Raw genomic sequence first — 25148 nt, 5'->3', positions numbered from 1 at the left:
TTATGGGTTTATGTTCACGCCTGTTAAATCGAATTTCAGTTTTGGTAATCAATTGAAATATTATCTCGTTGCATCACCTATTTTGTTTGCGCTTAGCTGAGAACATTTATTTACCAACGTATCAGATTGTTAATCTATGGCAGAATCTTTACCTATTTTACACCGTGCAGAAGCTGTTTACCGGAAAATGCCCGTGAATTTTAAACAGGGCGATTTTGATTTTTGTAAAGATGAATTTCACTATCAAACCAACTATATAACAGCAGATCATTACCACAATGTACTTGTAAATAATGAAGGACTTGTGTTCGATGCGGCTTTAAAACTCTTACCTGTTTCAAAGTTTGCTGCAAGACAGAAGGGCTTGTTTAAAAATCTGACACAGATTCTTTTTTGGTCGAAGAAAAAGATGCCCGATGTTCCGTATGCATTGTGTTTTGATGGCACTGCAAGTAATCATTACAACTTCATCTGCGATTTTCTGCCCCGGCTGTATGCTGCAAAACACTTATTCGGTACGCATGTGTTTCTGTTACCCGATACGCCGTATGTGCATACAAACGGCATTGAAATACTGAAGATGCTGGGACTGTTGCCTCCTGCAATTGAGTGGATACAACAGCATACCATGCACAGGATAAAAAGTCTTACCATTATTGAAAGGCCTGTGCAATCGGGTCGTATACACGATTCGTTAATGCTGCAGTTGAAGAAACAGTTGTACAAAACCTTTCCCCTGCATGCGCAAAACAACGCAAAACGTATTTACATCAGCCGGGAACAGGCAACACACCGGAGGCTGCTCAATGAACATGAAGTGCAGGCTGTGTTTTTCGATTACGGCTTTGAGATTCTGCGATTTGAAAAATTATCAATTAAAGAACAGGTGCAGCTGGCGCAATCGGCTTCCATTGTTGCTTCCATTCACGGAGCCGGACTGGCCAATGCATTTTTTATGCAACCCGGTGCCGCACTGATGGAGTTCAGGAGGAATGGCATCTATCAAAACCAATGCTTCTGGCACCTGGCCGATGCCATGCAGCTGGATTATTACTACCAGTTTGGCGAACCCGATTCCAATAAGTTGATTGAAGGGCCGAACGCCTGCAACCTTACACTTTCCACGGCGGTATTGGAAAAAAATCTTGACCTGTTTCTTTCACGACAGGCCATACAGGTTGCCAATTAAGCAACAGAATGTTGTGCATTAACGCAGGCTGTTGTCGGTTTCCACATCGCCTTCTTCATCTTTTGTTTTGTGGTAATCGTTGTTAAGCTGTTGCTCAAACTCCTGTTCATCTTTTTGATTCCGGCGAACGAGGAAGACAATAAGAAGAAGTAATGCAATGCCAACGATAATAAGAACAGGCCAGTTCATACTGCTTGTATTTGGTTAAAAAGTACGCTATGCTTTGCAGCAAAACAATGATGCGTAAAAACTTAACATTGGAAAGCTGCTCAAACAAAAGCCCATCGCAAGCGATGGGCTTTTGTTGTTGTGAACTAATGCAGTTGCTTACTCAATAGAGGTATAACGGATATAATTCTTTTCAGCTTTTTTCGCTGTATAGGCAAGCAGCACTTTATTAGAAGGTAAAGCCACAAGAACAGGATAACTGGCAACCGTGCTGTCTGCCGTAAGAAACGTTCTACCTATATTTTTTCCTTGCTCGTCCCGTAACTGCGCAGCAATACGTTTATAGCTTTTGCTGTTTACTTGTATTGCTTCATCCCATACAAGCAGTAACGTTCCGTTGCTGAGTTGGGTAAGCTGCGGATGCGACCCGTTGCTGCTTACACTGTCTGCTGCTGCAAAGCTTTGTCCGTTGTTGGATGAGCTGGTGAAATAACAACCTTTCTTACCGGCTCCTGTAAACCAGGCAAAATGCAAACCTGTTTTGTTTTCTGTCATCGATGGGCCGGTATGCGGACAACCCTTCAGCACCCAGTTATCATTACTGATGCGGATGGGTTCGGTAAAACTTTTTCCATTATCAGTTGAAACAATATGCATCATATCCCTGATGCTGTCGTTGATGATGCCACGATAAATAGCATGGATACCACCCTTTGTATCAATAAACAACTGTGTGCGGCAACACTGGCAGCAAAGCTGACTGATGCGTTGCTCGTTTTGGAATCCATTGGCACCTGCAGTGCGTGCAAAATATAAACCCGAACCTTCTTTGGTTGTGGCCTTGCGGTTGTCGAGCCAGATGATGCCCGCTTCACCATCGGGCAACAACGCCACATCGTAATACCGTTGATCGAAACTGGCTGTATCTGTTGTTAATTGTTTGGCCGTACTCCATGTTGTTCCATTGTCAAACGATTGACTGTAAAAAACCAAACCGGAATATTTGTTCTTTGGGTTGGGATTGGCAGCACCCCATAAAGCAATCAATTCACCCGATGGCTTGGCAATGATCTTCGGTAAGTTTTCTGCATGCGGATGAATATTGGTACTGGTGGGAATACGAACCGGTGCAGAAAATGTTTTCCCATCGGTTGATACAGCATAACAAAAAATCGAAGAAGAATCATTGATGCTGCGTACCCAGCTGAGCAACACATTACCCTTACTGTCCTTTGTAAGGTAAGGACAGGAGCCGGGAATGGTATCGACTAAAATAGATTCACTGGTTGTAAGTTGTAATTCGCCGTTGCCTGTTTTACATGCAGTAAAAACAACGACAGCTATTGTTAGAATAAAAATGTATTTCATGTGTTAATTGCGTTTTTTTAGTTGAGCGAAATCAAATGAAACACCCAGGTTAATATGTCTTGGTTCTGCTAACTGGTAACTGTAGCCGAAAGCACTTTTGGTTGTGATGTAGGAGTAGTAACGGTTGGTTACATTCATCACATTCACCCACACTTCAAAATTTCTGATGCGGTATCCGGCTCTTGCATGCAACACATCATAACCGTTGTAAGTGGCTGTATTTTTGGGGTCAGCAAAGTACTTGCCTACATGCTGCCACTCCAAACCCATACGCAAACCTTTTACGAAAGAAGGCTTGTACCAGAGCTCGGTATTCCAGATCCAGTTAGGCGCATTGTTCATCTGATTATTGCTATAGCTGATGCCTTTCTCTGTGTAGTAAATAAAAATGTGTTTGCTGTACGCACCGCTGAAACGCAGTGTAACATCCTTTACAGGATTTGCATTGATGCCAAACTCCACACCACGATGCTGTGTTTTACCTGCATTCTGATTAGCGAATGAACCATCATCGAGTTTCACCGAAATGATTTCGTTGGTGCCGGTAAGATTGTATATGCTCACATCAGCACTCAGTTTGTTTTTCAGTAAGGCGATCCATCCACCGGCTTCATAGTTATAAAAAACAGAAGCATCAAGTTTCGGCACCTGCACACCGGTGTACATTTCTGTTACCTGCGGCGGTACAAAACCTTCGCTGTAGTTGGCATAAATACCAATGTTGTTCGAAAAGTTATAAGTAAAACCAATCTTCGGGCTGAAACGCTTGAATACATTCGTCGTATCGGGCGAACCGCTGAATGCAGATGGCGTTAAGTGATTGTTGAATTTGTATTGAAACAGATCGTAACGCAGTGAAGCAACAATGCGCAACTTCTCCAGCGGACTGAATTCGAAACTGGCAAACGCTGCATAGTTGTTGAGCTTGGTTGCGTAATTGGTTAATACACTATCGGTGCTTTGATAGCTGACATACTTTTTTGTAACCGTATCTTTTTGTATGCGGATATAGTTGGCGTTGTAAGTTGAAGGACTGAGATCGGTATTTACACCGGCAATCAACACAGCTTTCTTCCAGTTGAAGTTTTGTTTATGCTGTGCTATAAAAGAATAGCTGTTAAATCGGCTTTCATTGATTTCGCCATGCGCAAGATCTTTTTGTCCTTTGTATACTGCGCCCACTTTCCGGTAATCATCTTTTACCCTGTAAGCAGGGTTTTGACCAATACTGTTTTCCCTGTACAAAACTGTAACCGTGGTCTTGCTTTGTGCATTCCATTGGTGCGTTAAAGTAGAGTGATATCGAAATGCATTCACCTTGCGATAAGTAAATGTTTGCAGGTTCTTAAATGTTTTATTGGCAAACATCGTACTGTCAATACCGCCCGACATATCGCTGTAATAGTTGAGCCAGGTTGCACTGTTGCTCAAAATAGTTTTATCAGAAAAGCGATAATCAATTCTTGCAGTAGCCGTGCCTTTATGAAAATCGCTATACTCCAGGTAGCCGTTTTGTTTATCGGCATAATAGCCGCTGAGTGCAACACCCCATTTGCCTTGTTGAAACGAAGTAATCAGATCGCTTCGTTTGTAACCAATATTGTTACCCTGCAACGATATTTTCAAAACCGGTAGTGCTGTTGGCGCAATACTGATAAAGTTCACCACGCCGCCAATGGCTTCACTGCCATACAACGAAGAGGAAGGTCCTTTGATCACTTCAATGCTTTTAACCGAACTCATGTTCATTTCCAGCAAGGCATTGTGATTAAATAAGCCTGTTGTACGTACAGGAATACCATCTTCCAGATACAGGAACAAGCTTTTGGTGGTCATCGGTTGACGAATGCTCATCTGGTGTTGCTCATTGCCAAGACTCACCATGTTTACGCCGCTGATCTTGTTTAATACCTGGTCAATTGTAACAGGTTTTGCATCTTGAATCATACGGTTACTGAGTGTGCTGATGGCAACAGGCGCCAGCGAACGTTTAACAGCTTCGCCTCTGTTAGCCGACACCACTACATCCTGTAAAAAGGAAACAGCAGGAGCGAGGGTAAGAAGTAATTGGTTGCGATCAGTTTTGAAAACACGGTTGCTGTAACCAATGGATGTTACAGACAGTTCGCTGCAATTGCTTTTGCAGTGCATCGTAAATTCACCCGCTGCATTACTGCTGCAGCTGCAGTTACAGTTAACAGTGGTACAACGAATGGTTGCTCCCTGTACAGGTTCTTTACTGAGGCTGTCGATGAGTTTGCCTTTGATGATGGTTTGTGCAGATAGCTGCTGAGCAGTGAGTGCAAACAACAGCACAACACATACCTTGTATAACGAATACATAGTAATGAGTTCAGTTTAGAAAATGAAATGCAAATAAAAGTTCGCTGTTCGTGCATTGGAAGCACAACAGGATGAGCTGCAGAAATTGCAGCATCGATTGATGTTAAGCGATAGAAGGCGGATGAAAAATGCTTACTGCAATGTTTGCAGGAGTGCCGGTTGTAAATGCAAAACCAAAACAACGGTTCGCATTAGTTTCAGGTGTTTTGATAATTGTGTTGTTAACAAGCGATGAAAAGGATTCGCCTTTTTGTTCGGCTTTCATACCGGGAGCAGGGGCTTCTTGCTGTTCTTCCTGCTGTAATTTTTTCATCATCTGGCATTTACCCTTACAGCCTAACGATGGTTTGGCTTTGTTCTCACAGTTCTTTGCATACGCCGCATTGTTGAAGTAGTAACTGCCAACGATCAGGTTTTGCTGAAAGGTTTGTATTGCAAATGCAAGAAGAAATAATATAGCGAGTAACTGCCGGAACATTTGATGCTGCAAATATAGTTGTGGTTAAATGGAATGAACCTGATCGAAGTCATAAATATTTTTGCGTAATAAAGTAATGCGGAAAGAAAAAAAATGTATACGTTGGAAATGGTTCAATAGAGAGTCTGTTGAATAGTATCAGCCAATAGCTGTTTTAGTGCCTGCCTTTTCTTGTTTTGTATTGTTGAATGTTTGGCAAGAACAACAGCATCGTTTTTAGAAGGCAGTAAATCCGGATAGAAAATAGTTAAGTATCAACTGTAATATCAAAAATCCATTAATCAACCAGCTGGATATAGAAGAAAGCATAATGATGTAAAAAACAGCACTCCCTCCCGCCACTTATCACTATCTGCAAATGCAATCCACACATTCCCTTTAATTTTTCGTTCTTAACGAAACCTTATCATGCTACGTTCTGTATTCGCCCTCCTTTTTCTTGTATGCAGTTGTTTCCATGCAGTTGCCCAAAGCGGCACCGGCTCCATTTCAGGTAAAGTGGTTGACTCATTACAACAGCCCTTAGAAGGCGCAACCATTTTGGTACGCTCCGCCACAAATAACACTGCTGTTAAAACGGCCCTCACCGATAACAACGGAAGCTTTCTCTTAGAGAAAATAAAAGAAGGCAGCTATCAATTGATCATCAGCATGAGTGGCTTCGCAAAAGATAGCAGCAACATTACGCTTACCACAGAAAAAAATACGATCAATACGGGCACCATCAAACTTATCCCGCTTTCAAAAGATCTGCAGGGCATCACCATCACAGCTCAACGCCCGCCGGTTGAAAGAAAAATCGATCGCACAGTTGTCAATGTTGACCAGATGATCAGCGCTGCCGGTTCAACAGCATTGGAAGTGCTGGAAAAATCACCCGGCGTTTCTGTTGATAACAATGGCGTCATCAGTTTGCAGGGAAAAAATGGCGTGCTGATTTTTATTGATGATAAACCCACTTACTTAAGCGGTGCCGACCTGGAAAGTTACCTGCGCTCGTTACCTGCTTCTTCTGTTGACCAGATTGAACTTATGACCAACCCGCCCGCAAAATACGATGCAGCAGGTGGAGCAGGTGTCATCAACATCCGGTTGAAACGGACAAAGGCAAAAGGTTTCAACGGTTCACTCAACAATGCCTATACACAGGGCAGGTATGCAAAATCAAACAACAGTTTCAACTTTAACTACCGCAATGGTAAGATCAATACATTCGGCACACTCACACAAAACCAGGCAACCAATTTTTCTGATCTCAACATTAATCGTCATTTTATAAAACCCGACGGCAGCCGCAATTACGATTTCCTGCAACACACTTATATCAAATCATCAGGACTTGCTTTTTCAGGTAAAGTGGGTGCCGATTATTATGCAACAGAGAAAAATACATTCGGTATTGTACTCACCGGCGTTACAAGAAAAGGACAACGTGATAACGATAACAGCAGCCGTTTTATCAATACTGCTTTTCAACTTGATTCAACCATTGTGGCCAACAATACACAAGACAACACCTTCAGCAACGCAGGTGTGAACCTGAATTTCAGAAGACGTATGCGTAAAAACGGCCCCGAACTTTCAGCAGATGCCGACTACCTGCGGTACAGCACCGGCAATAAACAGCTGTTTGATAACTACACCTATCTCCCAAACAATACACTTTCACAACAGGAACGTTTAACGGGTAATCTGCCTGCTGCCATTGATATCTATTCGTTAAAAACAGACTATACTCATCCTTTGAAGAAAGGCTGGAAAATTGATGCAGGTGCAAAATCGAGCCAGATAAGAACCGATAATGTGGCCGATTATTTTTTAACGAAGAACAATACAACAACACCCGACTACGACAAAACAAATCATTTCATTTACAAAGAAGATATTCATGCTGCCTATATCAACAGCTCGCATGAAGGCAAACGTTGGTCGATGCAGTTAGGCCTACGCACCGAGTACACCATCTCCGATGGCAGGCAGTTGGGTAATGCCGTAAAACCCGATTCATCGTTTAAACGCACCTATGCAAGTTTGTTCCCCACTGTTTACCTCAATTATAAATTAGACAGCGCCGGCAACAACACCCTCACACTCGATTATGGCAGAAGAATTAACCGGCCGTTTTACCAGGATCTCAATCCGTTTATTTCACCACTGGATAAGTTCACCTACTATGTGGGCAATCCGTTTTTATTACCGGCATACACGCACAACGTACAACTGTCGTACAGTTATAAAAACAAGATCACAGTGGCGTTGCGTTACAGTTCCACACTCAACAATACCAACGAAACAATTGAAATAAAAGACGGCACCTACTACAGCCGCCCTGGAAATATTGGTAAGATCACCAACATCAGCGGATCATTGCAAGGCGATCTGCCCATTAAAAAATGGCTGAGCTTTGGTTATTATACAGAAGTGACCAATATCCATTCACAAACGAATTTCTACACCGGCTACCTCGATACACAAGGCACGTACTGGTTTATACAACCCAACTTCCGTTTTACATTCACCAACGGATGGAGTGCGCAGATCGATGGGTTTTATCAAACAAACATCACTTCCAATCAATTTATTTTACTGGAACGTGGAAGATTGAATGCGGGTGTGTCGAAAAAACTGGGTGCAGCTTTCACCGTTCGTGCTACAGCAAATGATATCCTGTACACACAGATAAACCGTGGCATCATTAACAACCTCGCCAACACCAAGGCCAACTGGCGTAATGCAAACGATACCCGTGTATTTACCATCTCACTGGCCTGGCGCTTTGGAAAAACCATCAGCGATACAAGAAAGCATAACCAGAACAGCGCACAACAGGAACAAAACAGGGTGCGGGAGTAAGTACTTCAATTTCTGGCTGAAACCGGGTACACCAAAACAGATGATGACGGAGATGAGTAAAGCTATTGTGGTATAAGACCGGTTAAACAATAGAGCACTCTGATAAGAGGTCTGAAGTGCTTTATTTATGAAATGGTTTTTCCATAATCTTTTGCTCGATACTGATCTATTACTGTGAACTTTTTTGTGTCCTTTCGTGCAGTTCGTGGCCTCAGCTTTTCGTGCCATTCGTGCTTGCCCTCCGAAGCTTCAGCGCAGGAGGGTTTTCGTGTTTCTTCAATCTGCGTCCATCTTGAACACATATTTCCCGTAGCGGCCTATCTTTATCCACAAATTCATTTCATTGCAGTATTCCAACAAGTCAGCTCAGGCAAAAGTTCTGGTCATCGATGATGAAGAAAAAATCAGAACGCTTCTTTCAAAGATCATCAGCCTTGAAGGATTTGAAGTGGTGCAGGCTGCAGATTGTAAAAGTGGTTTGAAAAAACTGGATCAGCAGGCATTCGACGTGGTGATCTGCGATGTAAAACTACCCGATGGAAGTGGTGTTGAACTGTTAAAAACGATCAAAGAAAAATATCCTGCTCTTGAAATTATTTTACTTACTGCGTATGGAAATATACCTGATGGCGTTACAGCTATTAAAAATGGAGCATTTGACTATCTCACCAAAGGCGATGATAACAACCGTGTTGTTCCGCTTTTGTACAAGGCAGCCGAAAAAGCAACGCTCAACAAACGCTTACAGCATCTGGAACAACAGCTGGAAAAAAAATATTCTTTCAATAGTATACTCGGTCAATCCAAACAAATCAAGGCAGCCATTGATGCTGCAACAAAAGTAGCGTCTACCGATGCAACTGTTTTACTCAATGGCGAAACAGGAACGGGTAAAGAAGTATTTGCACAAGCTATTCATACCAACAGCAGCCGGAGTAACCAAACGTTTATTGCAGTAAACTGTGCGGCTTTCAGCAAAGAGTTGCTGGAAAATGAATTGTTTGGCCATAAAGCAGGTGCCTTTACAGGTGCAGTAAAAGACAGCAAAGGTATTTTTGAAGAAGCCGATAAAGGCACCGTTTTTTTAGATGAAATTGGTGAGATGCCGTTGGAGTTACAGGCAAAACTGTTGCGTGTATTGGAAAGTGGTGAATTTTTAAAAGTGGGCGACAGTAAATCAACGAAAGTAAATGTGCGCATCGTTGCAGCTACTAATCGTGACCTGCAGAAAGAAATAGAAGCCGGTCGTTTCAGGGAAGACCTGTATTACCGTATCTCTGTTTTTACAATTCCATTACCTCCGTTACGGGAACGTATCAACGATATTGAAGAGCTGGCTGCTTTTTTCACCAAACAGTTTGCGGCAAAAACTAATGCAAGAATCAAAGGTTTTTCAAAAGAATACCTCGATGCATTAAAGCTGCATAATTGGAAAGGCAACATCCGTGAATTGAAAAATGTAATTGAACGCAGTGTAATTTTAACAGACGGTTCCGAATTGCTTCCATCCACGCTGCCAGCCGATTTTCAATATGCCGGTACCGGAAACAATAACAAACAACTTTCAGCATTTGATCTTGCCAGTGCAGAAAAACTGCATATTCAAAAAGTGTTGAACTATACAAACGGTAATAAAACAGAAACAGCCAAGCTGCTGAATATTGCATTAACTACCTTGTACAGAAAAATTGAGGAGTATAAAATCGGTTAACCTCTTTCAAAACAATAGTATAAACCCTTTCATTTTGAAAGGGTTTATCTTTTCTGCCAATCTGCCGTTTTTTTAGAATCCTTTACAGGCAAAGGTTTCAGCATTTGTGCCCAAAATGGTCCATGCCTTGCCAATATCCTGGCATAACAAATCAGTTAAAATATGAAACCGTTCCGACACTGGCTTTTTAAACACGTGCAATCCTGGCACTTGCTGTTCGGCCTTTTTTCACTCATTGTTCTTACAGGAATCATTTACCGAATCATTCATGACTGATCTTATGCTTACAACCATTTTACTCACAGCCGCAGGCCTTGTCTGTTTTGTGCTCTTTTTCAAAGCCATTGATTACTTCGAAAAATTTTAACTATGCCCTTACTGCTCCTGATCGCCATTGCCCTTTTCTTGTACATGTGTTTTGTGCTGATTAAACCGGAAAAATTTTAACCCTTCATCTCTGCTTAATTTTTAAAAAATGAACTCTGAAATTTCAGGTATACTCTTCATGTTCGCCGCATCGCTGGCAATTGGTATTCCGTTAGGAAAATACATTGCCCGCGTGTATGCAGGAGAGAAAACCTTACTCGACCCTGTTATGAATCCAGTTGAAAAACTGTTCTTCCGCATCAGCGGCATCAATGCAGGTAAAGAAATGAACTGGAAACAACACATGGTTGCCATGCTCATGATCAACATGATTTGGTTCCTGCTGGGCATGTTTGTATTAATGAATCAAAGCTGGTTACCGTTAAATCCCGATGGCAACCCCAACATGTCTTCAGATCTGGCGTTTAACACAAGTATTTCGTTTGTTGTGAACTGTAACCTGCAACACTATTCAGGCGAAACAGGGCTTAGCTATCTCGGGCAACTGTTTCTGATGTTCTTACAATTTGTAAGTGCTGCTACAGGTATGGCAGCTGCAGCAATCTTGTTTGTGGCATTAAAAGAAAAAACAACTACACAGTTGGGGAACTTCTATAACTTCTTTCTAAAATCAATTACAAGAGTATTATTGCCTTTGTCAATGATCATTGCTGTTATTTTTCTTTTGAATGGTATGCCGATGGGCTTTGAAGCAAAAGACAGCTTCACCAGTTTGCAAGGCGATACTGTGCAGGTATCAAGAGGGCCCGTAGCTGCTTTCGTTCCCATTAAACACCTAGGTACAAACGGCGGTGGTTTCTTTGGTGCCAACAGCGCACACCCGCTCGAAAACCCCAACTACTTTACCAATATTGTTGAAATGATTGCACAGCTCATCATTCCGTTCGCTATGATCTTTGCGTTTGGCTTTTACCTGCGTAAACGAAAACTAAGCCGGATGATTTTTGCTGTGATGACAATCGGTTTTCTTTTGTTAGCCATCCCCAACATCATCATGGAAGTAAAAGGCAATCCCGCCATTGCTGCAATGGGTATCGATAACAGCCTTGGTGCAATGGAAGGAAAAGAAGTAAGGTTTGGTGCAGCAGCATCGGGTTTCTGGAGTATTGTTACAACAGTTATTTCAACAGGCTCTGTTAATGCGATGCATGATAGCACGATGCCTTTAAGCGGTATGAATGAATTGCTGGCGATGATGATTAACGCCTTTTACGGTGGTTGTGGTGTGGGCTTACTCAACTTTTTCATCTTTATTATTCTTGCTGTATTCATCAGTGGATTAATGGTGGGCCGTACACCCGAATTTATGGGGAAGAAAGTGGAAGCAAGAGAAATCAAAATCGCCATGATCATTGCATTGCTGCATCCCCTGCTCATTCTTGCCGGCACTGCACTTTCAAGTTATCTCGTAGTAAACAATCCTGCAAATGCTGCATGGTTAAACAATCCCGGTCATCATGGCTTTAGTGAGATGTTGTATGAATACACATCAAGTGCTGCCAATAACGGCAGTGGTTTTGAAGGTTTGGGCGATAACAATTTGTGGTGGAACATCAGTACAGGATTTGTATTGATACTTAGCCGCTTCTTACCCATCATTGGCCCTGTTGCCATTGCGGGTTTGCTGGCGCAGAAAAAATATATTCCTGCAAGTGCAGGTACATTAAAGACTGATACCTCCACATTCGGCATTATGATCTTTGCAGTTATCGTCCTCATCACTGCATTAGCATTTTTCCCTGCACTGGCATTAGGTCCTATTGCAGAATATTTTAACCTGCGTTAACGCAAGCACTCATTAACATTCAGTCATTCCAATAAGGAAATAAAATAAGTATTATGTCAAAGCATACAAGAGTGGCGAAATTGTTTGAACCTGCAATGGTTCGTGAAGCACTCAGAGAATCGTTTATAAAACTCGCTCCTGCAAAAATGTTCCGTAACCCTGTTATGTTTACTGTATGGGTAGGTACATTGGTGATGGCCGGAGTTTGTATTTGGGTGATGACGGGCGAAAAAGGCCAGGGTGATCTTACCTATAACCTGATTGTAACCGCCATTCTTTTCATCACATTATTGTTTGCCAATTTTGCCGAAGCCATTGCTGAAGCAAGAGGTAAAGCGCAAGCCAACAGCTTACGCAAAACAAGAGAAGAAACACCGGCTAGAAAATTAAGAATTGATGATGAAAAATTGAAAATGGAAGAGGATAATCATTATCAATTTTCAATTATCAATTCTTCCTTATTAAAGAAGGGTGATATTTTTTTATGTGAAGCTGGCGATATCATTCCATCTGATGGAGAAATTATTGAAGGACTTGCCACCATTGATGAAAGCGCTATTACCGGCGAAAGTGCTCCCGTTATTCGTGAAGCAGGTGGCGATAAAAGCAGTGTAACAGGTGGTACCAAAGTATTAAGCGATCAGATTAAAGTAAAAGTAACCACCGAACCCGGTGAAAGTTTTTTAGATAAAATGATTGCATTGGTAGAAGGCGCAAGCCGCCAGAAAACACCCAACGAAATTGCACTCACCATTTTGCTTGCAGGTTTTACACTGGTCTTTATTATTGTAACTGTTACACTAAAACCTTTTGGCGATTTTGCACAAACACCTATTACCATTGCAGCTTTTATTTCCTTGTTTGTTTGTTTGATACCAACAACCATCGGCGGTTTATTATCGGCCATTGGTATTGCCGGTATGGATCGGGCATTGCGTGCCAACGTAATTACCAAAAGCGGTAAGGCTGTTGAAACAGCAGGTGATATTGATGTATTGCTGCTCGATAAAACAGGAACGATCACGATCGGTAATCGTAAGGCAACCAATTTTTACCCGACGCCGGGTGTGGAAGAAGATCACTTCATTAAATCGGTTGTATTAAGCTCCATGGCTGATGATACACCCGAAGGCAAATCCATTATTGAACTGGGGGGTATTGATCTGAAAAATTTCAAACTCAACAATCCACGCTTCATCAAATTCACAGCAGAAACAAGAAGCTCGGGTATTGATGTGGATGATCTGCGTATCCGCAAAGGTGCTGCAGATGCAATCAAAAATTTATGCGAAAAGAAAGGTAACCCAATGCCCGATGAAACAAATGAAATTGTTAAACACATTTCAAGCAATGGTGGTACACCGCTTGTTGTGGCTGAAAACGAAAAAGTAATTGGCGTAATTGAATTGCAGGATATTATTAAACCCGGCATTCGTGAACGTTTTGAACGCTTACACAAAATGGGTATTAAAACAGTAATGGTAACCGGCGATAATCCGTTAACCGCAAAATACATTGCAGAAAAAGCAGGTGTGGATGATTTTATTGCCGAAGCAAAACCGGAAGATAAAATGAATTACATCCGTAAAGAACAAGCCGAAGGAAGACTGGTGGCAATGATGGGCGATGGTACCAACGATGCCCCGGCCCTTGCACAAGCCGATGTGGGTGTGGCAATGAACAGCGGAACACAGGCGGCAAAAGAAGCAGGTAATATGGTTGACCTGGATAATGATCCTACCAAATTGATTGAAGTAGTAGAAATTGGTAAGCAGTTATTAATGACAAGAGGAACACTCACCACATTCAGTATTGCCAATGATGTGGCAAAATATTTTGCCATTGTTCCGGCCCTCTTTGTTGCATCTATCCCTGCTTTGCAAGGTTTAAATATTATGCAACTGCACAGTCCCGAAAGTGCTATGCTTTCAGCTGTTATTTTCAACGCCATCATTATTCCGTTGTTAATTCCATTGGCATTGAAAGGTGTGGCGTATAAACCTATTGGTGCAAGTGCATTGTTACGTCGTAATCTGTTTATTTATGGATTGGGCGGTATTGTCATTCCGTTCATCGGTATTAAACTCATTGATCTTTTTGTTTCCTTATTCTTCTAAAAACATTGTATGAAAGAACATTTTTTTTCCGCAATTAGATTAACCGTTGTCAGCATGCTGCTTTGCAGCGTTGTGTATGTGTTACTCATTTCAGGCATCGCCACAATCACTCCGCAAAAAGGGAAGGGCGAGTTAATTACCGTAAACGGTAAAACATACTATGCCAATATTGGACAAAAGTTTACCGATGATAAATATTTCTGGAGCCGCCCTTCAGCAGTTGATTACAATGCAGCAGGTTCGGCCGGTAGTAACAAAGGCCCGTCTAATCCCGATTATCTGGCAACCGTACAGGCACGCATTGATACCTTTCTTGTACACAACCCGGGCGTAAAAAAATCAGCAATACCGGTAGATCTTGTTACTGCAAGCGGTAGCGGACTGGATCCGCACATTTCTGTACTGGCTGCCAACGTGCAGTTAAAACGTATCGCAAAAATCAGAGGTATTGCAGAGCCTAACCTCGAAGAATTAATTTTAACTTATACAGAGAAACCGTTGCTTGGTTTGTTTGGCCCCGAACGCATCAATGTAGTAAAACTGAATATCGCTTTAGATCAATTAAAATAAACATTCGAATGAAGAAGAGTTTCATATTGCTGTTATCAATTGGTTCATTAACAGCAAAGGCACAGAACGACAGTACAGCAAATCCATTCACTGTTTCGGCGTATGTTGAAACCTATTACAGCTACGATTTTGCAAAACCAGCAAACGGTAACCGACCGGGCTTTGCTTATTCGCACAACAGGCACAACGAGTTTAACGTAAACCTTGGTTTGGTAAAAGCAGCTTATCAAAAAAACAATGTGCGTGCAAACCTGGCATTGGCAGCAGGCACTTACATGAACGCCAACCTTGCAGCAGAACCGGGTGTGTTAAAAAATATGTATGAAGCCAATGCAGGTGTAAAAATTTCAAAGAAGAATAATCTATGGATCGATGCAGGTGTGTTTGCATCTCATATTGGTTTTGAAAGTGCCATCGGTAAAGATTGCTGGACGCTTACAAGAAGCATTTTGGCAGATAACACACCTTACTACGAATCAGGTGCAAAAATTTCGTACACATCCGCCAATGAAAAATGGTTCATCAGTGGTTTGGTTTTAAATGGCTGGCAACGTATACAACGTGTGCCGGCAAACAGTACGGTTGCGGTTGGCCATCAGTTAACATTTAAACCAACTTCAAAAATCACAATTAACAGCAGTTCGTTTATTGGTAATGACAAACCTGATAGTGTAAAGCAAATGCGTTACTTCCATAATTTTTATGGCATTTTTCAACTGAGTGATTTCTTTGCAATTACAGCAGGTTTTGATATTGGCGCCGAACAAAAAGCAAAAGGCAGCAGCAGTTATAACAAATGGTATTCGCCTGTTGTCATTGTAAAGCTCAGTCCCGATGCAAAAAATAGTTTGGCTGCACGTGTTGAATATTACAGCGATGCAAATGGAGTAATTATCAGCACAGGTACTCCGAATGGCTTTAAAACCTGGGGCTATTCCCTCAACTACGACCGCAGCATTGGCAACAACCTGCTTTGGCGTATAGAAGCAAGGGGCTTTACAGGAAAGGATAAAACGTTTATAAAAGACGGGCAACCATCTGCCAACAACTTCTTTTTAACCACAGCATTTGCAATTGCATTCTGATGCCGGACAAAGAACAAACAGTACAGCATTTTCTCGACCTCATTAAAAAATCACGCAGAGGTAAGTTTAAGATCTACATTGGCATGAGTGCCGGTGTAGGTAAAACCTACCGTATGCTGCAGGAAGCACATGCATTGTTACGCAACGGTATTGATGTAAAGATCGGTTATATTGAAACGCACAACCGCAAAGAAACACATGCTTTGCTCGAAGGATTGCCGGTTATTCCACGACGGACCTTGTTTTACAAAGGAAAAGAACTGGACGAACTGGATGTACAGGCAGTCATTAATCTGCGACCGGAAGTAGTAATTATAGATGAACTGGCGCATACCAATATTGAAGGAAGTAAAAATGAAAAACGCTGGCAGGATGTAATTGAGATACTCGATGCTGGTATTAATGTGATCAGTGCAGTCAACATCCAGCACATTGAAAGCCTGAATGAAGAAGTTAAAGATATTACCGGTGTGGAAGTAAAAGAAAGGATCCCCGACAGTGTATTGGCCCAGGCCGATGAAGTGGTGAATATTGATCTCACAGCCGATGAACTGATTACCCGTTTAAAAGAAGGTAAAATTTACGACACCGCAAAAATTGAAACGGCTTTAAAGAACTTCTTTAGAAGCGAACACATCCTGCAGTTACGGGAGCTGGCACTGAAAGAAGTGGCATCGCAGGTTGAACGAAAGGTAGAAACGGAAGTAACTCGTACCAACGCTGTTAAACACGAACGTTTCCTCGCCTGCATCAGTTCTAACGAACATACAGCCAAAACAGTAATCCGCAAAACGGCTAGGCTTGCCAACTATTATAACAGTAGCTGGTATGTGTTGTATGTACAGACACCTGATGAAAGCAGCACAAAAATTCCGCTCGATAAACAACGGCACCTGATCAATAACTTCAAACTGGCAACCGAACTGGGCGCAGAAATTATAAAAGTGGAAAACAGCAATATTGCAAAAGCAATTATTGAACAGTGCGACGAACGGAAGATTACGACCATCTGTATTGGCAAACCGCATTTAAACTTATTCCGTTTAATTTTAGCAACAAGTATCTTCAATGAACTATTGAAGAAGTTAAGCGAAAGCAATATTGATCTTGTAATACTTAGTTGATGCAGCAATGAAAATAAAAGTAAAATTATACCTGGGACTGGGATTGCTTTTCGCAATGATCCTGCTCATCACCATCTTCAGTGGCCTCTATATTAACAAACTGCGGAACGAAACAAGAAATATTCTTGTAGCCAACTATAATACGCTTGACTATGCACGGAAAATGGAAATTGCACTTAACAACAATATTCTTCTTGCTGAAAATAGTCAGCTGTTCCGTACCAATCTTTCATTGCAACAAAAAAATGTAACCGAACCGGGCGAAAAAGAAATGACCGACAGGCTGGAGGTTAATTTTCAAAAACTGCAGCAGCAACCAAACGACTCAACGGCGCTGCACATGGTACGTAAAGATATTACCGATATTATGCTGCTGAATATGCTGGCCATTGAGCGCAAAAGCAAACTTGCTGAGAATACTTCTGAAACTGCAATTTTCTGGATTACTGTACTGGGTACCATTTGTTTTATCATAGCCCTTACGCTGCTGTTTAACTTGCCGGGCAATATTGCCAACCCGGTAAAAGCGTTAACAGAAAGCATCAAAGAAATTGCCAACCGCAACTACAGTGAACGTATCCATTTCGAAAAGCAGAACGAATTTGGAGAACTGGCAGCATCCTTTAATACCATGGCCGAAAAGCTGGAAGAATACCAGGCAAGCAGTATTGAAAAACTACTGGTTGAAAAAAAACGGATCGATACACTCATCAATAACCTCAACGATCCGGTTATTGGTTTGGATGAAAATAGGAAGATTCTTTTCATGAACAATATTGCATTACATATTACCGGGTTAAAAAAAGAAAATACCATTGGAAAACCGGTGCAGGATATTGCAGTAAAGAATGATCTGCTGCGTACACTGGTGCAGGAACTTTTCGGCAATGAAAGTGAACATGAAAACAAAACAGCTGCCATTAAAATTTTTGCAAATAATAAGGAAAGCTATTTCGAAAAACACATCATCCCCATCAGCATTATTCCAACAGGCGAAAAGGATGAAAAACGTATGGGCGATGTAATTCTGCTGCAGGATGTAACGCCGTACAAGGAACTTGATTTTGCCAAAACCAATTTTATTGCCACTGTATCACATGAACTGAAAACACCGATCGCTTCCATTAAAATGAGTTTGCAGCTTCTCGAAAATAAAAAGACGGGAAGTTTAAACAGCGAACAGGAACTGCTGCTGCAAAGCATAAACGACGATGCCGGCCGGCTGTTAAAAATTACAGGTGAGTTGCTGAATATGGCGCAGGTAGAAACAGGATCCATTCAAATGGCAATATTGCCTTCATCTGTAAACGAAATGGTAGACTATGCTGTGAATGCAAACAAAACCGCTGCTGAAAACAAACAGATAAAACTGGAGACAAGAATACCCGGTACGATTCCTCCTGTATTGGCAGATAAGGATAAAACGGCATGGGTATTAACGAATCTTATTTCAAATGCCATACGTTATAGCTATGATGGCGCAGCGGTTAAAATTCACGTATCACTTGAAGGAAACAACGTGAAATTTTCCGTAGCAGACAGTGGACAAGGAATTGCACCAGAATACATTCATAAAGTGTTCGACCGTTACTTCCGTATACCCGGTTCAAAAAAAGAAGGCACGGGTTTAGGCTTAAGCATCAGTAAAGAATTTATTGAGGCACAGTATGGGCAGATCACAGTAAACAGCGAATTTGGAAAAGGAAGTACATTCGAAATAACGCTGCCTTCGGTGGTTGACGAAAAAGAGGAAGCGTAATATTTTATTTTCAGGTTCTTTTTACAGGGCCATTTCTGTAATGCAACAGGCAGTTTCACTTCTCTTCGTACTTCCTTTCTTGGTCATACGATCTGGTTCTTTTGCCTGCGTTCATTTGTGCTCGCCCTCCGAAGCTTTAGCGCAGCAGCACCATTTATGCCGCATTTGGGCGTTTCTACAGCGGTTGAATGGGGTATTTATGCAACAGATCCACGGGCACTAAAGCAGGATTAAGCCACGATAAAGCCACTTTACGCCCGGGTAAAAGCGCTCAAAACCCGTTCTCTGCACAAATACACGATCAATAACGCATGTACTTGCGGCATAAACAATCTCCTTGTCCTCCATGCCTGCGTGGTAACCCTTCTGATGCGTTGCATCTTTGCACCTCTGCGGTAAAAAACAAAACCCCATCATCGCTGACGGGGTTTCTTATGCTAAGCAAGTAGTTTTCTTATTTTCTGCTCATCACTTTTTCTGCAGCAGCCACAATATCTGCTACATCCAAACCATACTTCTTCAACAATTCAACGGGCTTACCGCTTTCGCCAAAGGTATCTTTGGTACCCACCATCTCAATCGGAATAGGGAAGTTTTTCGCAGCTACCTGTGCAATACTATCGCCCAAACCACCAATGATGTTGTGCTCTTCGGCAGTAACTGCACATTTGGTTTTTTTGATGGAAGCCAATACCGCTTCTTCATCCAATGGCTTAATGGTGTGAATATTGATCACTTCAACCGAAATACCTTTTTCCTGTAATTGCAAGCCGGCCTGGATAGCATACCATACCATGTGGCCGCATGCAAAAATGGTAACATCAGTACCATCGCTGAACTTTTGTGCTTTACCAATCACAAACTCATCTTCAGGCTTGGTAAAGATGGGCCATACCGGGCGTCCGAAACGCAGGTACAATGGTCCGTGGAATTCAGCGGCAGCCATGGTTGCCTGTTTGGTTTGATTATAATCGCAAGGCACAATCACTGTCATGCCGGGTAACATCTTCATCAAACCGATATCTTCTAAAATCTGGTGGGTGGCACCATCTTCGCCCAGTGTTAAACCGGCGTGCGATGCACAGATCTTTACATTTTTATCGCTGTAAGCAACACTCTGGCGGATCTGATCGTACACACGACCTGTGCTGAAGTTGGCAAAGGTGGTAGTGAAAGGAATTTTACCGCCAATGGTTAAACCGGCAGCAATACCAATCATATTGGCTTCAGCAATACCTACCTGTACAAAACGCTCAGGAAATTCTTTCATGAAGCCCTGGAGTTTCATCGAGCCGGCTAAGTCGGCAGTTAACGCTACTACATTTTCGTTTTTACGGGCTGCTTCTAAAATACCATCGCCAAAACCGCTGCGGGTATCTTTGTTGCCGCTTACCTGGATATCCTGTAATGCCATTTGCAGAAATTTAAAAAAGACGTTTGTGATGTTTTGTTCAAGAGGGAGAAGTGGACTTCCTGCCCCAATTTCGCTGCAAAGAAAAGGGAAAGTTTTGGTTTAAAACGAAACAAAAAATCGCTGAACGAACGCTTGTCGCTCAGCGATTTTGTTGCTGCAACTTCTGTAATTGTTGCAATTAATTCAATACACTGTTCTGGCTGCTGTGCAGACTTTCATCCTGCTTTACACTCAGCTCCCATTTCCAGGCAGTATCCATCATATCTTCAAGACTGTACTGGGGTTCCCAACCTAGTTTGGTTCTTGCCTTATCGTTGTTGGCATAGGTTGCAATCACATCGCCCGCACGACGTGGCCCGATCTTGTAATTCAGTTTTTGACCGCTTACTTTTTCAAACGTAGTAATGGCTTCCAGTACGGTAACACCATTACCGGTACCAAGATTAAACACTTCGCAACGACTGCCGTTTTTGCCTTCAACGAGGTAGTTGATGGCCAGCGTATGCGCATGGGCCAGGTCGCTTACATGAATAAAGTCACGAACACAGGAACCATCTCTGGTATCGTAATCATTACCAAACACCGTCATTTGCGGCAGTTTGCCGATGGCGGTTTGCGTAATAGCCGGCACTAAGTTCTGCGGCTTGCCCAATGGCAGTTCCCCAATCAAAATACTGGGGTGTGCACCTACCGGGTTAAAGTAGCGTAACAGGATGGCATTGGTAGAAAAACTTTTCACCGTTTCGCTCACGATCTGCTCACCCATTTGCTTGGTATAACCATACGGACTTTCAGCCGGCTTCGGTGGCGTTTCTTCTGTTACCGGAACTTTATCGGGGTTGCCATACACCGTACAGCTTGACGAGAACACGAAATGCGGTATCTGGAATTCCTGTACACATTTCAACAGGTTCATCAGCGATACCAGGTTGTTCTCAAAATAGAGTAAGGGCTTTTCTACACTTTCACCTACAGCTTTGTAAGCAGCAAAGTGAATCACACCATCTATATCGGGGTTCTCTTGCAATACCGCATAGGTTTCATCGTAATTGCAGAGATCAACTTTGTAGTTCTTGATTTTTTTACCGAGAATCTTTTCGGCACCTTCCAGTAAACGCAGGTTCGAGCGTGAGTTGTTATCTACACATACTACATCATAGCCGTTTTCAACAAGGTCAACAATAGTGTGGGCTCCAATATAACCGCAACCACCGGTAACTAATATTTTTTTCATTGTATAAAGTGTTCTTTATGCTTTAATCAGGTTCATGAGGTACTGACCGTAGCCGCTTTTCAGCAGCGGTTGTGCCAATGCTTTTAATTGCTCGGTGCTGATAAATCCTTTACGCCATGCAATTTCTTCGATACACGCAATTTTAATACCTTGGCGTTGTTCAATAACCTGTACAAACTGCGATGCCTGCATCAACGAATCAAATGTACCGGTATCGAGCCAGGCAGTACCACGATCGAGGATCGATACTTTCAGTTTACCACGGCGTAAGTATTCTTTGTTTACATCGGTAATCTCGTACTCACCACGGGGGCTGGGCTTCAATTCCTTGGCAATCTTCACAACAGCGTTATCATAGAAGTATAAGCCGGGCACTGCATAATTGCTTTTCGGATGCTCCGGTTTTTCTTCAATACTCAGCGCATTAAAGTTTTCATCAAAATCAACCACTCCGTAACGTTCCGGATCACTTACATGATACGCATAAATGATACCGCCATCGGGTTGGGTATTATTGGCCAGCAGTTTGCCCAAACCTGCACCGTAGAAAATGTTATCGCCCAGTACCAGTGCCACATCATCATTGCCGATAAATTCTTCGCCAATAACAAAGGCCTGTGCCAGTCCGTTGGGCACTGCCTGCTCCGCATAGGTAAAACTAATACCTAAGTTCTTACCATCGCCGAGCAATCGTTTGAAATTGGGTAAATCCTGTGGTGTGGAAATGATTAAGATTTCACGGATACCCGCCATCATTAAAACAGAAAGCGGATAATAGATCATGGGTTTGTCATAGATCGGCATAATCTGTTTGCTGATGGCAAACGTAATCGGGTGTAATCTTGTACCGGAACCTCCGGCCAATATGATTCCTTTCATGGAGTTGTTTGTTGAGCCGCAAAGATGCAACTACCTGCCAAAAATAAAAAATCCAACCTTGGGGGTTGGATTCTTTATTTATTGACGTTGTGATTACAGGAATAAATTAACGATGAGGTAGGCAATGGCCGCAAGCACCGCACTTACAGGAATGGTTAAAATCCACGCCCAAAGCAGGTTAACGGTAACGCCCCAACGCACTGCACTTAAACGTTTGGTGGCACCCACACCCATAATACTGCCGGTAATGGTATGCGTGGTTGAAACCGGTATACCCATTTGCCCTGTAAAGAAAAGGGTGAACGCACCGGCTGTTTCTGCCGCCACACCTTCCAGCGGTGTAACCTTGGTGATTTTGGTACCCATGGTTTTTACAATCTTCCAGCCACCACTCATGGTACCAATACCAATAGCTAAGTAACAGGCTACAGGCACCCAGTGTGGTAAGTCGGAGAAGTTTTGAATACTGCCGCTGGCAATTAAAGCAGCGCCAATAATACCCATCACTTTCTGCGCATCGTTACCGCCATGACCAATACTGAAGGCTGCCGAACTGAAGAGCTGCAGCTTCTTAAACATATTGGCAACTTTATAGGCAGTTGGTGTGCGTACTTTTTCCACATACAAGTAAACCAGGCCGAAGAAGATAGCCGTGAAAATAATACCCCACACAATCGTGCTGTTATCCGCTTTGTCGATGTCTTTTGCCAGCGCTTTTTCTGCACTGAACTTTTCAATCTTCGACTTTACTTTTTCTTTATTGGCATCTTTAATGGGATAGATTGCACTCATGAGCGCAATTGCACTGTCTGCACTGATTTCTTTTTTGAAATACAGTTTAAGAGGATCTTTATACAGCTCTGTTTTTTCTTTGGCGATGTCGAATTCCTTTTTAACAGCCGCATCTTCAGTAGAACGGGCCTCCATAATCAGGTAATCGTTGGCATTGCGTACATCATCCTTCAAACGGCTCGCTTCAATATCTTTCAGCCAACCCGAATCGGCGGCAGCTTTTGCAATACCGTTGGCACCCAGTTTATCAAAATCGTGTACCAGGGCCAGTATCTTGTTGTAGTTGGGTAATGCTTTATCCAGTTTTTCTTTGCCGGTAGTATAAGCAGCAAGCGCAGCAGCGTCGTTTGGATTACTCTTCAGTTTTTCCTCCGCTGTTTTTACTTCTTTTTTATACTTGTCAACTTTTAAAAACTTCTGCAGGTTCTGATCCATTTTGTTACTTTCAAAACGATCGAACAGCACAACCGTAATGGTGGTTGCCAATGCAATAACCGCAAGCCGCAGCCACAGATTCCGCATCACCGTAACAATGGTGATAAATATGGAAATGAGCATACCAATAATCGGTGCAAAGAAGATGAACAGAACGGTATCGAGAATGATATCTGTTTCTACAATTTTCGACCAGCCAACACCCCAGCCTTTGGTAACAATGGCATGCGTAATAGCCGAACCGGCCATACCACCAATAAGGGTGTGTGAAGATGAAGAAGGAATACCATACCACCAGGTAAGCAGGTTCCAGAAAATAGCAGCTATTAAACCGGCAAGAATGACAGGTAGTGTAATAAACTCTTTCTGTACTGTTTTACTAACAGAGTTGGCTACGGCATGATCTTTAAAAATAAAATAGGCCATGGCATTAAAGAATGCTGCCCATAAAACCGCCTGGAAAGGCGTTAATACTTTTGTTGATACAACGGTGGCAATGGAATTGGCTGCATCGTGAAAACCATTGATGTAATCGAAGATGAGCGCCAGCGCTATAATTACGATAAGAAGAGTCATAAATGCAATTTGAAAATGAATGAATTTGAAAATTTGAAAATGATTACACCTGAATGATGTGCATTTTCAAATTGGTACATTAACCAATTTTCAAATTGGGTTATGCGTATTTAACGATAATGCTTTCAATCACGTTTGCAGCATCTTCGCACTTATCGGTTGCATTTTCCATTACCTGGTAAATCTCTCTCTTCTTGATCACTTCTTTCGCATCAGATTCTGTTGCAAACAAACGCTCAATGCTCATATCAAATACATCGTCAGCCTGGTTTTCGATACTGTTTACACGAACCAGCGCATCTGTAATCTGGCGCATGTTCTTCATGTCTTTCAGTTCAAAAATGGCTGTCTTAATATTTTCAGAACCCTGTGCAATTAAATCTGCAAACTTGCTGAAGCTTTCGTGTAAAGGATCTACACGGTAGAAGTTGATCTTCTTGGCAGAAGCGAAAATATAATCAGCTACATCATCCATGGCATTGGCCAGGTAGTGAATATCCTCACGATCGAACGGAGTAATAAAATTGCGGCTTAATTCAGTAAAAATTTTATGCGTAAGGTCGTCGTTCTTGTGTTCGAGGTCTTCAATTTGTGCAATGATTTTTTCACGTTCTTCAAATGAAGGTTCTTTAACGAGTTTCTTAAGCAAGTGCGACATTTCAACAACAGTTGTAGCTACTTCTTCAAACAACTGGTAAAATACACGGTCTTTTGGGAGGAAAATTTTAAGAATAGAATTGATTCCTGACATGTTTTAAAATTTCCGCAAAGGTAGTTTTTTGGCCCGCCGCAGTACAGTAGGCAGGCTTTGTTAATGATTTCTTAACACAGGGGTAACGAAGGCTTAACATTGGCCCGTAACCGGTTTTATACCTTTGCG

18 protein-coding genes and 1 pseudogene are annotated in these 25148 nt (G+C 42.2%); 10 read left to right on the top strand and 9 right to left on the bottom strand.

The annotated features are described in order from the left end of the window. Positions 1 to 136: 136 nt before the first annotated feature. Positions 137 to 1189: a glycosyltransferase family 61 protein gene (locus IQ13_RS11495; protein WP_144886521.1), complete on the top strand. Its 1053-nt coding sequence runs from the start codon at positions 137 to 139 to the stop codon at positions 1187 to 1189. A gap of 18 nt (positions 1190 to 1207) precedes the next feature. Here the strand turns inward: IQ13_RS11495 and IQ13_RS21495 are convergent. The 4 genes and pseudogenes from IQ13_RS21495 to IQ13_RS11475 all read right to left on the bottom strand — a co-directional run. Further along, positions 1208 to 1381: pseudogene (locus IQ13_RS21495) on the bottom strand (LPXTG cell wall anchor domain-containing protein); the annotation flags it as partial. A gap of 135 nt (positions 1382 to 1516) precedes the next feature. After that, a complete protein-coding gene (locus IQ13_RS11485) occupies positions 1517 to 2725 on the bottom strand; it encodes a sialidase family protein (protein WP_144886519.1) in 1209 nt (402 codons plus the stop codon). A 3-nt stretch (positions 2726 to 2728) separates the two neighbouring features. Then, a complete protein-coding gene (locus tag IQ13_RS21645) occupies positions 2729 to 5068 on the bottom strand; it encodes a TonB-dependent receptor (RefSeq protein WP_144886518.1) in 2340 nt (779 codons plus the stop codon). A 103-nt stretch (positions 5069 to 5171) separates the two neighbouring features. Beyond that, positions 5172 to 5558: a hypothetical protein gene (locus IQ13_RS11475; protein WP_144886517.1), complete on the bottom strand. Its 387-nt coding sequence runs from the start codon at positions 5556 to 5558 to the stop codon at positions 5172 to 5174. A gap of 396 nt (positions 5559 to 5954) precedes the next feature. Between IQ13_RS11475 and IQ13_RS11470 the strand changes: the two genes are divergently transcribed. The 9 genes from IQ13_RS11470 to IQ13_RS11430 all read left to right on the top strand — a co-directional run bounded on the left by IQ13_RS11470 (position 5955) and on the right by IQ13_RS11430 (position 18938). Further along, complete coding sequence (locus tag IQ13_RS11470; protein WP_144886516.1) at positions 5955 to 8399, top strand: TonB-dependent receptor; 2445 nt, start codon at positions 5955 to 5957, stop codon at positions 8397 to 8399. 343 nt (positions 8400 to 8742) lie between these two features. Beyond that, positions 8743 to 10110 carry a sigma-54-dependent transcriptional regulator gene (locus IQ13_RS11465; RefSeq protein ID WP_199758243.1) on the top strand — a complete coding sequence of 456 codons (1368 nt, stop codon included), beginning with the start codon at positions 8743 to 8745 and terminating at the stop codon, positions 10108 to 10110. Between the two features lie 369 nt (positions 10111 to 10479). After that, positions 10480 to 10557 (top strand): K(+)-transporting ATPase subunit F, encoded by a 78-nt coding sequence (kdpF, locus tag IQ13_RS21725; protein WP_144886944.1) that lies wholly within the window; start codon positions 10480 to 10482, stop codon positions 10555 to 10557. 28 nt (positions 10558 to 10585) lie between these two features. Then, positions 10586 to 12283: a potassium-transporting ATPase subunit KdpA gene (gene kdpA, locus IQ13_RS11455; protein ID WP_144886514.1), complete on the top strand. Its 1698-nt coding sequence runs from the start codon at positions 10586 to 10588 to the stop codon at positions 12281 to 12283. Between the two features lie 53 nt (positions 12284 to 12336). Continuing rightward, a complete protein-coding gene (gene kdpB / locus IQ13_RS11450) occupies positions 12337 to 14400 on the top strand; it encodes a potassium-transporting ATPase subunit KdpB (RefSeq protein WP_144886513.1) in 2064 nt (687 codons plus the stop codon). A 9-nt stretch (positions 14401 to 14409) separates the two neighbouring features. After that, positions 14410 to 14970, top strand: a complete 561-nt coding sequence (locus IQ13_RS11445) for a K(+)-transporting ATPase subunit C (protein ID WP_144886512.1) — start codon at positions 14410 to 14412, stop codon at positions 14968 to 14970. 8 nt (positions 14971 to 14978) lie between these two features. Then, positions 14979 to 16055, top strand: a complete 1077-nt coding sequence (locus IQ13_RS11440; RefSeq protein WP_144886511.1) for a porin — start codon at positions 14979 to 14981, stop codon at positions 16053 to 16055. Further along, positions 16055 to 17179: a sensor protein KdpD gene (locus IQ13_RS11435; protein ID WP_144886510.1), complete on the top strand. Its 1125-nt coding sequence runs from the start codon at positions 16055 to 16057 to the stop codon at positions 17177 to 17179. The genes IQ13_RS11440 and IQ13_RS11435 overlap by 1 nt, the downstream gene beginning before the upstream one ends. Positions 17180 to 17186: 7 nt before the next feature. Then, on the top strand, positions 17187 to 18938 hold the full coding sequence (locus IQ13_RS11430; protein ID WP_144886509.1) for a HAMP domain-containing sensor histidine kinase: 1752 nt from the start codon (positions 17187 to 17189) through the stop codon (positions 18936 to 18938). 454 nt (positions 18939 to 19392) lie between these two features. Here IQ13_RS11430 and IQ13_RS11425 read toward each other — a convergent pair whose 3' ends face one another. From IQ13_RS11425 to IQ13_RS11405, 5 genes are all read right to left on the bottom strand, one after another. Continuing rightward, a complete protein-coding gene (locus tag IQ13_RS11425) occupies positions 19393 to 20352 on the bottom strand; it encodes a transketolase family protein (protein WP_144886508.1) in 960 nt (319 codons plus the stop codon). 178 nt (positions 20353 to 20530) lie between these two features. Continuing rightward, positions 20531 to 21586, bottom strand: a complete 1056-nt coding sequence (gene galE, locus IQ13_RS11420) for a UDP-glucose 4-epimerase GalE (protein ID WP_144886507.1) — start codon at positions 21584 to 21586, stop codon at positions 20531 to 20533. Between the two features lie 15 nt (positions 21587 to 21601). After that, positions 21602 to 22465 (bottom strand): glucose-1-phosphate thymidylyltransferase RfbA, encoded by an 864-nt coding sequence (gene rfbA, locus IQ13_RS11415; RefSeq protein WP_144886506.1) that lies wholly within the window; start codon positions 22463 to 22465, stop codon positions 21602 to 21604. A gap of 93 nt (positions 22466 to 22558) precedes the next feature. After that, the gene (locus IQ13_RS11410) at positions 22559 to 24268 is read right to left on the bottom strand and encodes an inorganic phosphate transporter (protein WP_144886505.1); all 1710 of its coding nucleotides are present in this window, start codon (positions 24266 to 24268) and stop codon (positions 22559 to 22561) included. A gap of 100 nt (positions 24269 to 24368) precedes the next feature. After that, positions 24369 to 25019: a DUF47 domain-containing protein gene (locus IQ13_RS11405; protein ID WP_144886504.1), complete on the bottom strand. Its 651-nt coding sequence runs from the start codon at positions 25017 to 25019 to the stop codon at positions 24369 to 24371. Positions 25020 to 25148 lie beyond the last annotated feature (129 nt).

The sequence above is a fragment of the Lacibacter cauensis genome, assembly GCF_007830055.1.
Taxonomy (GTDB): domain Bacteria; phylum Bacteroidota; class Bacteroidia; order Chitinophagales; family Chitinophagaceae; genus Lacibacter; species Lacibacter cauensis.
The sequence above is the reverse complement of the archived record's forward strand: the minus strand, read 5'-3'. Positions and strand labels throughout refer to the sequence as shown.

Coding starts and splice junctions, on each gene's coding strand:
- IQ13_RS11495 (WP_144886521.1), top strand. CDS start 137: ATGGCAGAATCTTTACCTATTTTACACCGTGCAGAAGCTGTTTACCGG.
- IQ13_RS11485 (WP_144886519.1), bottom strand. CDS start 2,725: ATGAAATACATTTTTATTCTAACAATAGCTGTCGTTGTTTTTACTGCA.
- IQ13_RS21645 (WP_144886518.1), bottom strand. CDS start 5,068: ATGTATTCGTTATACAAGGTATGTGTTGTGCTGTTGTTTGCACTCACT.
- IQ13_RS11470 (WP_144886516.1), top strand. CDS start 5,955: ATGCTACGTTCTGTATTCGCCCTCCTTTTTCTTGTATGCAGTTGTTTC.
- kdpF (WP_144886944.1), top strand. CDS start 10,480: ATGCCCTTACTGCTCCTGATCGCCATTGCCCTTTTCTTGTACATGTGT.
- kdpA (WP_144886514.1), top strand. CDS start 10,586: ATGAACTCTGAAATTTCAGGTATACTCTTCATGTTCGCCGCATCGCTG.
- kdpB (WP_144886513.1), top strand. CDS start 12,337: ATGTCAAAGCATACAAGAGTGGCGAAATTGTTTGAACCTGCAATGGTT.
- IQ13_RS11445 (WP_144886512.1), top strand. CDS start 14,410: ATGAAAGAACATTTTTTTTCCGCAATTAGATTAACCGTTGTCAGCATG.
- IQ13_RS11440 (WP_144886511.1), top strand. CDS start 14,979: ATGAAGAAGAGTTTCATATTGCTGTTATCAATTGGTTCATTAACAGCA.
- IQ13_RS11435 (WP_144886510.1), top strand. CDS start 16,055: ATGCCGGACAAAGAACAAACAGTACAGCATTTTCTCGACCTCATTAAA.
- IQ13_RS11430 (WP_144886509.1), top strand. CDS start 17,187: ATGAAAATAAAAGTAAAATTATACCTGGGACTGGGATTGCTTTTCGCA.
- IQ13_RS11425 (WP_144886508.1), bottom strand. CDS start 20,352: ATGGCATTACAGGATATCCAGGTAAGCGGCAACAAAGATACCCGCAGC.
- galE (WP_144886507.1), bottom strand. CDS start 21,586: ATGAAAAAAATATTAGTTACCGGTGGTTGCGGTTATATTGGAGCCCAC.
- rfbA (WP_144886506.1), bottom strand. CDS start 22,465: ATGAAAGGAATCATATTGGCCGGAGGTTCCGGTACAAGATTACACCCG.
- IQ13_RS11410 (WP_144886505.1), bottom strand. CDS start 24,268: ATGACTCTTCTTATCGTAATTATAGCGCTGGCGCTCATCTTCGATTAC.
- IQ13_RS11405 (WP_144886504.1), bottom strand. CDS start 25,019: ATGTCAGGAATCAATTCTATTCTTAAAATTTTCCTCCCAAAAGACCGT.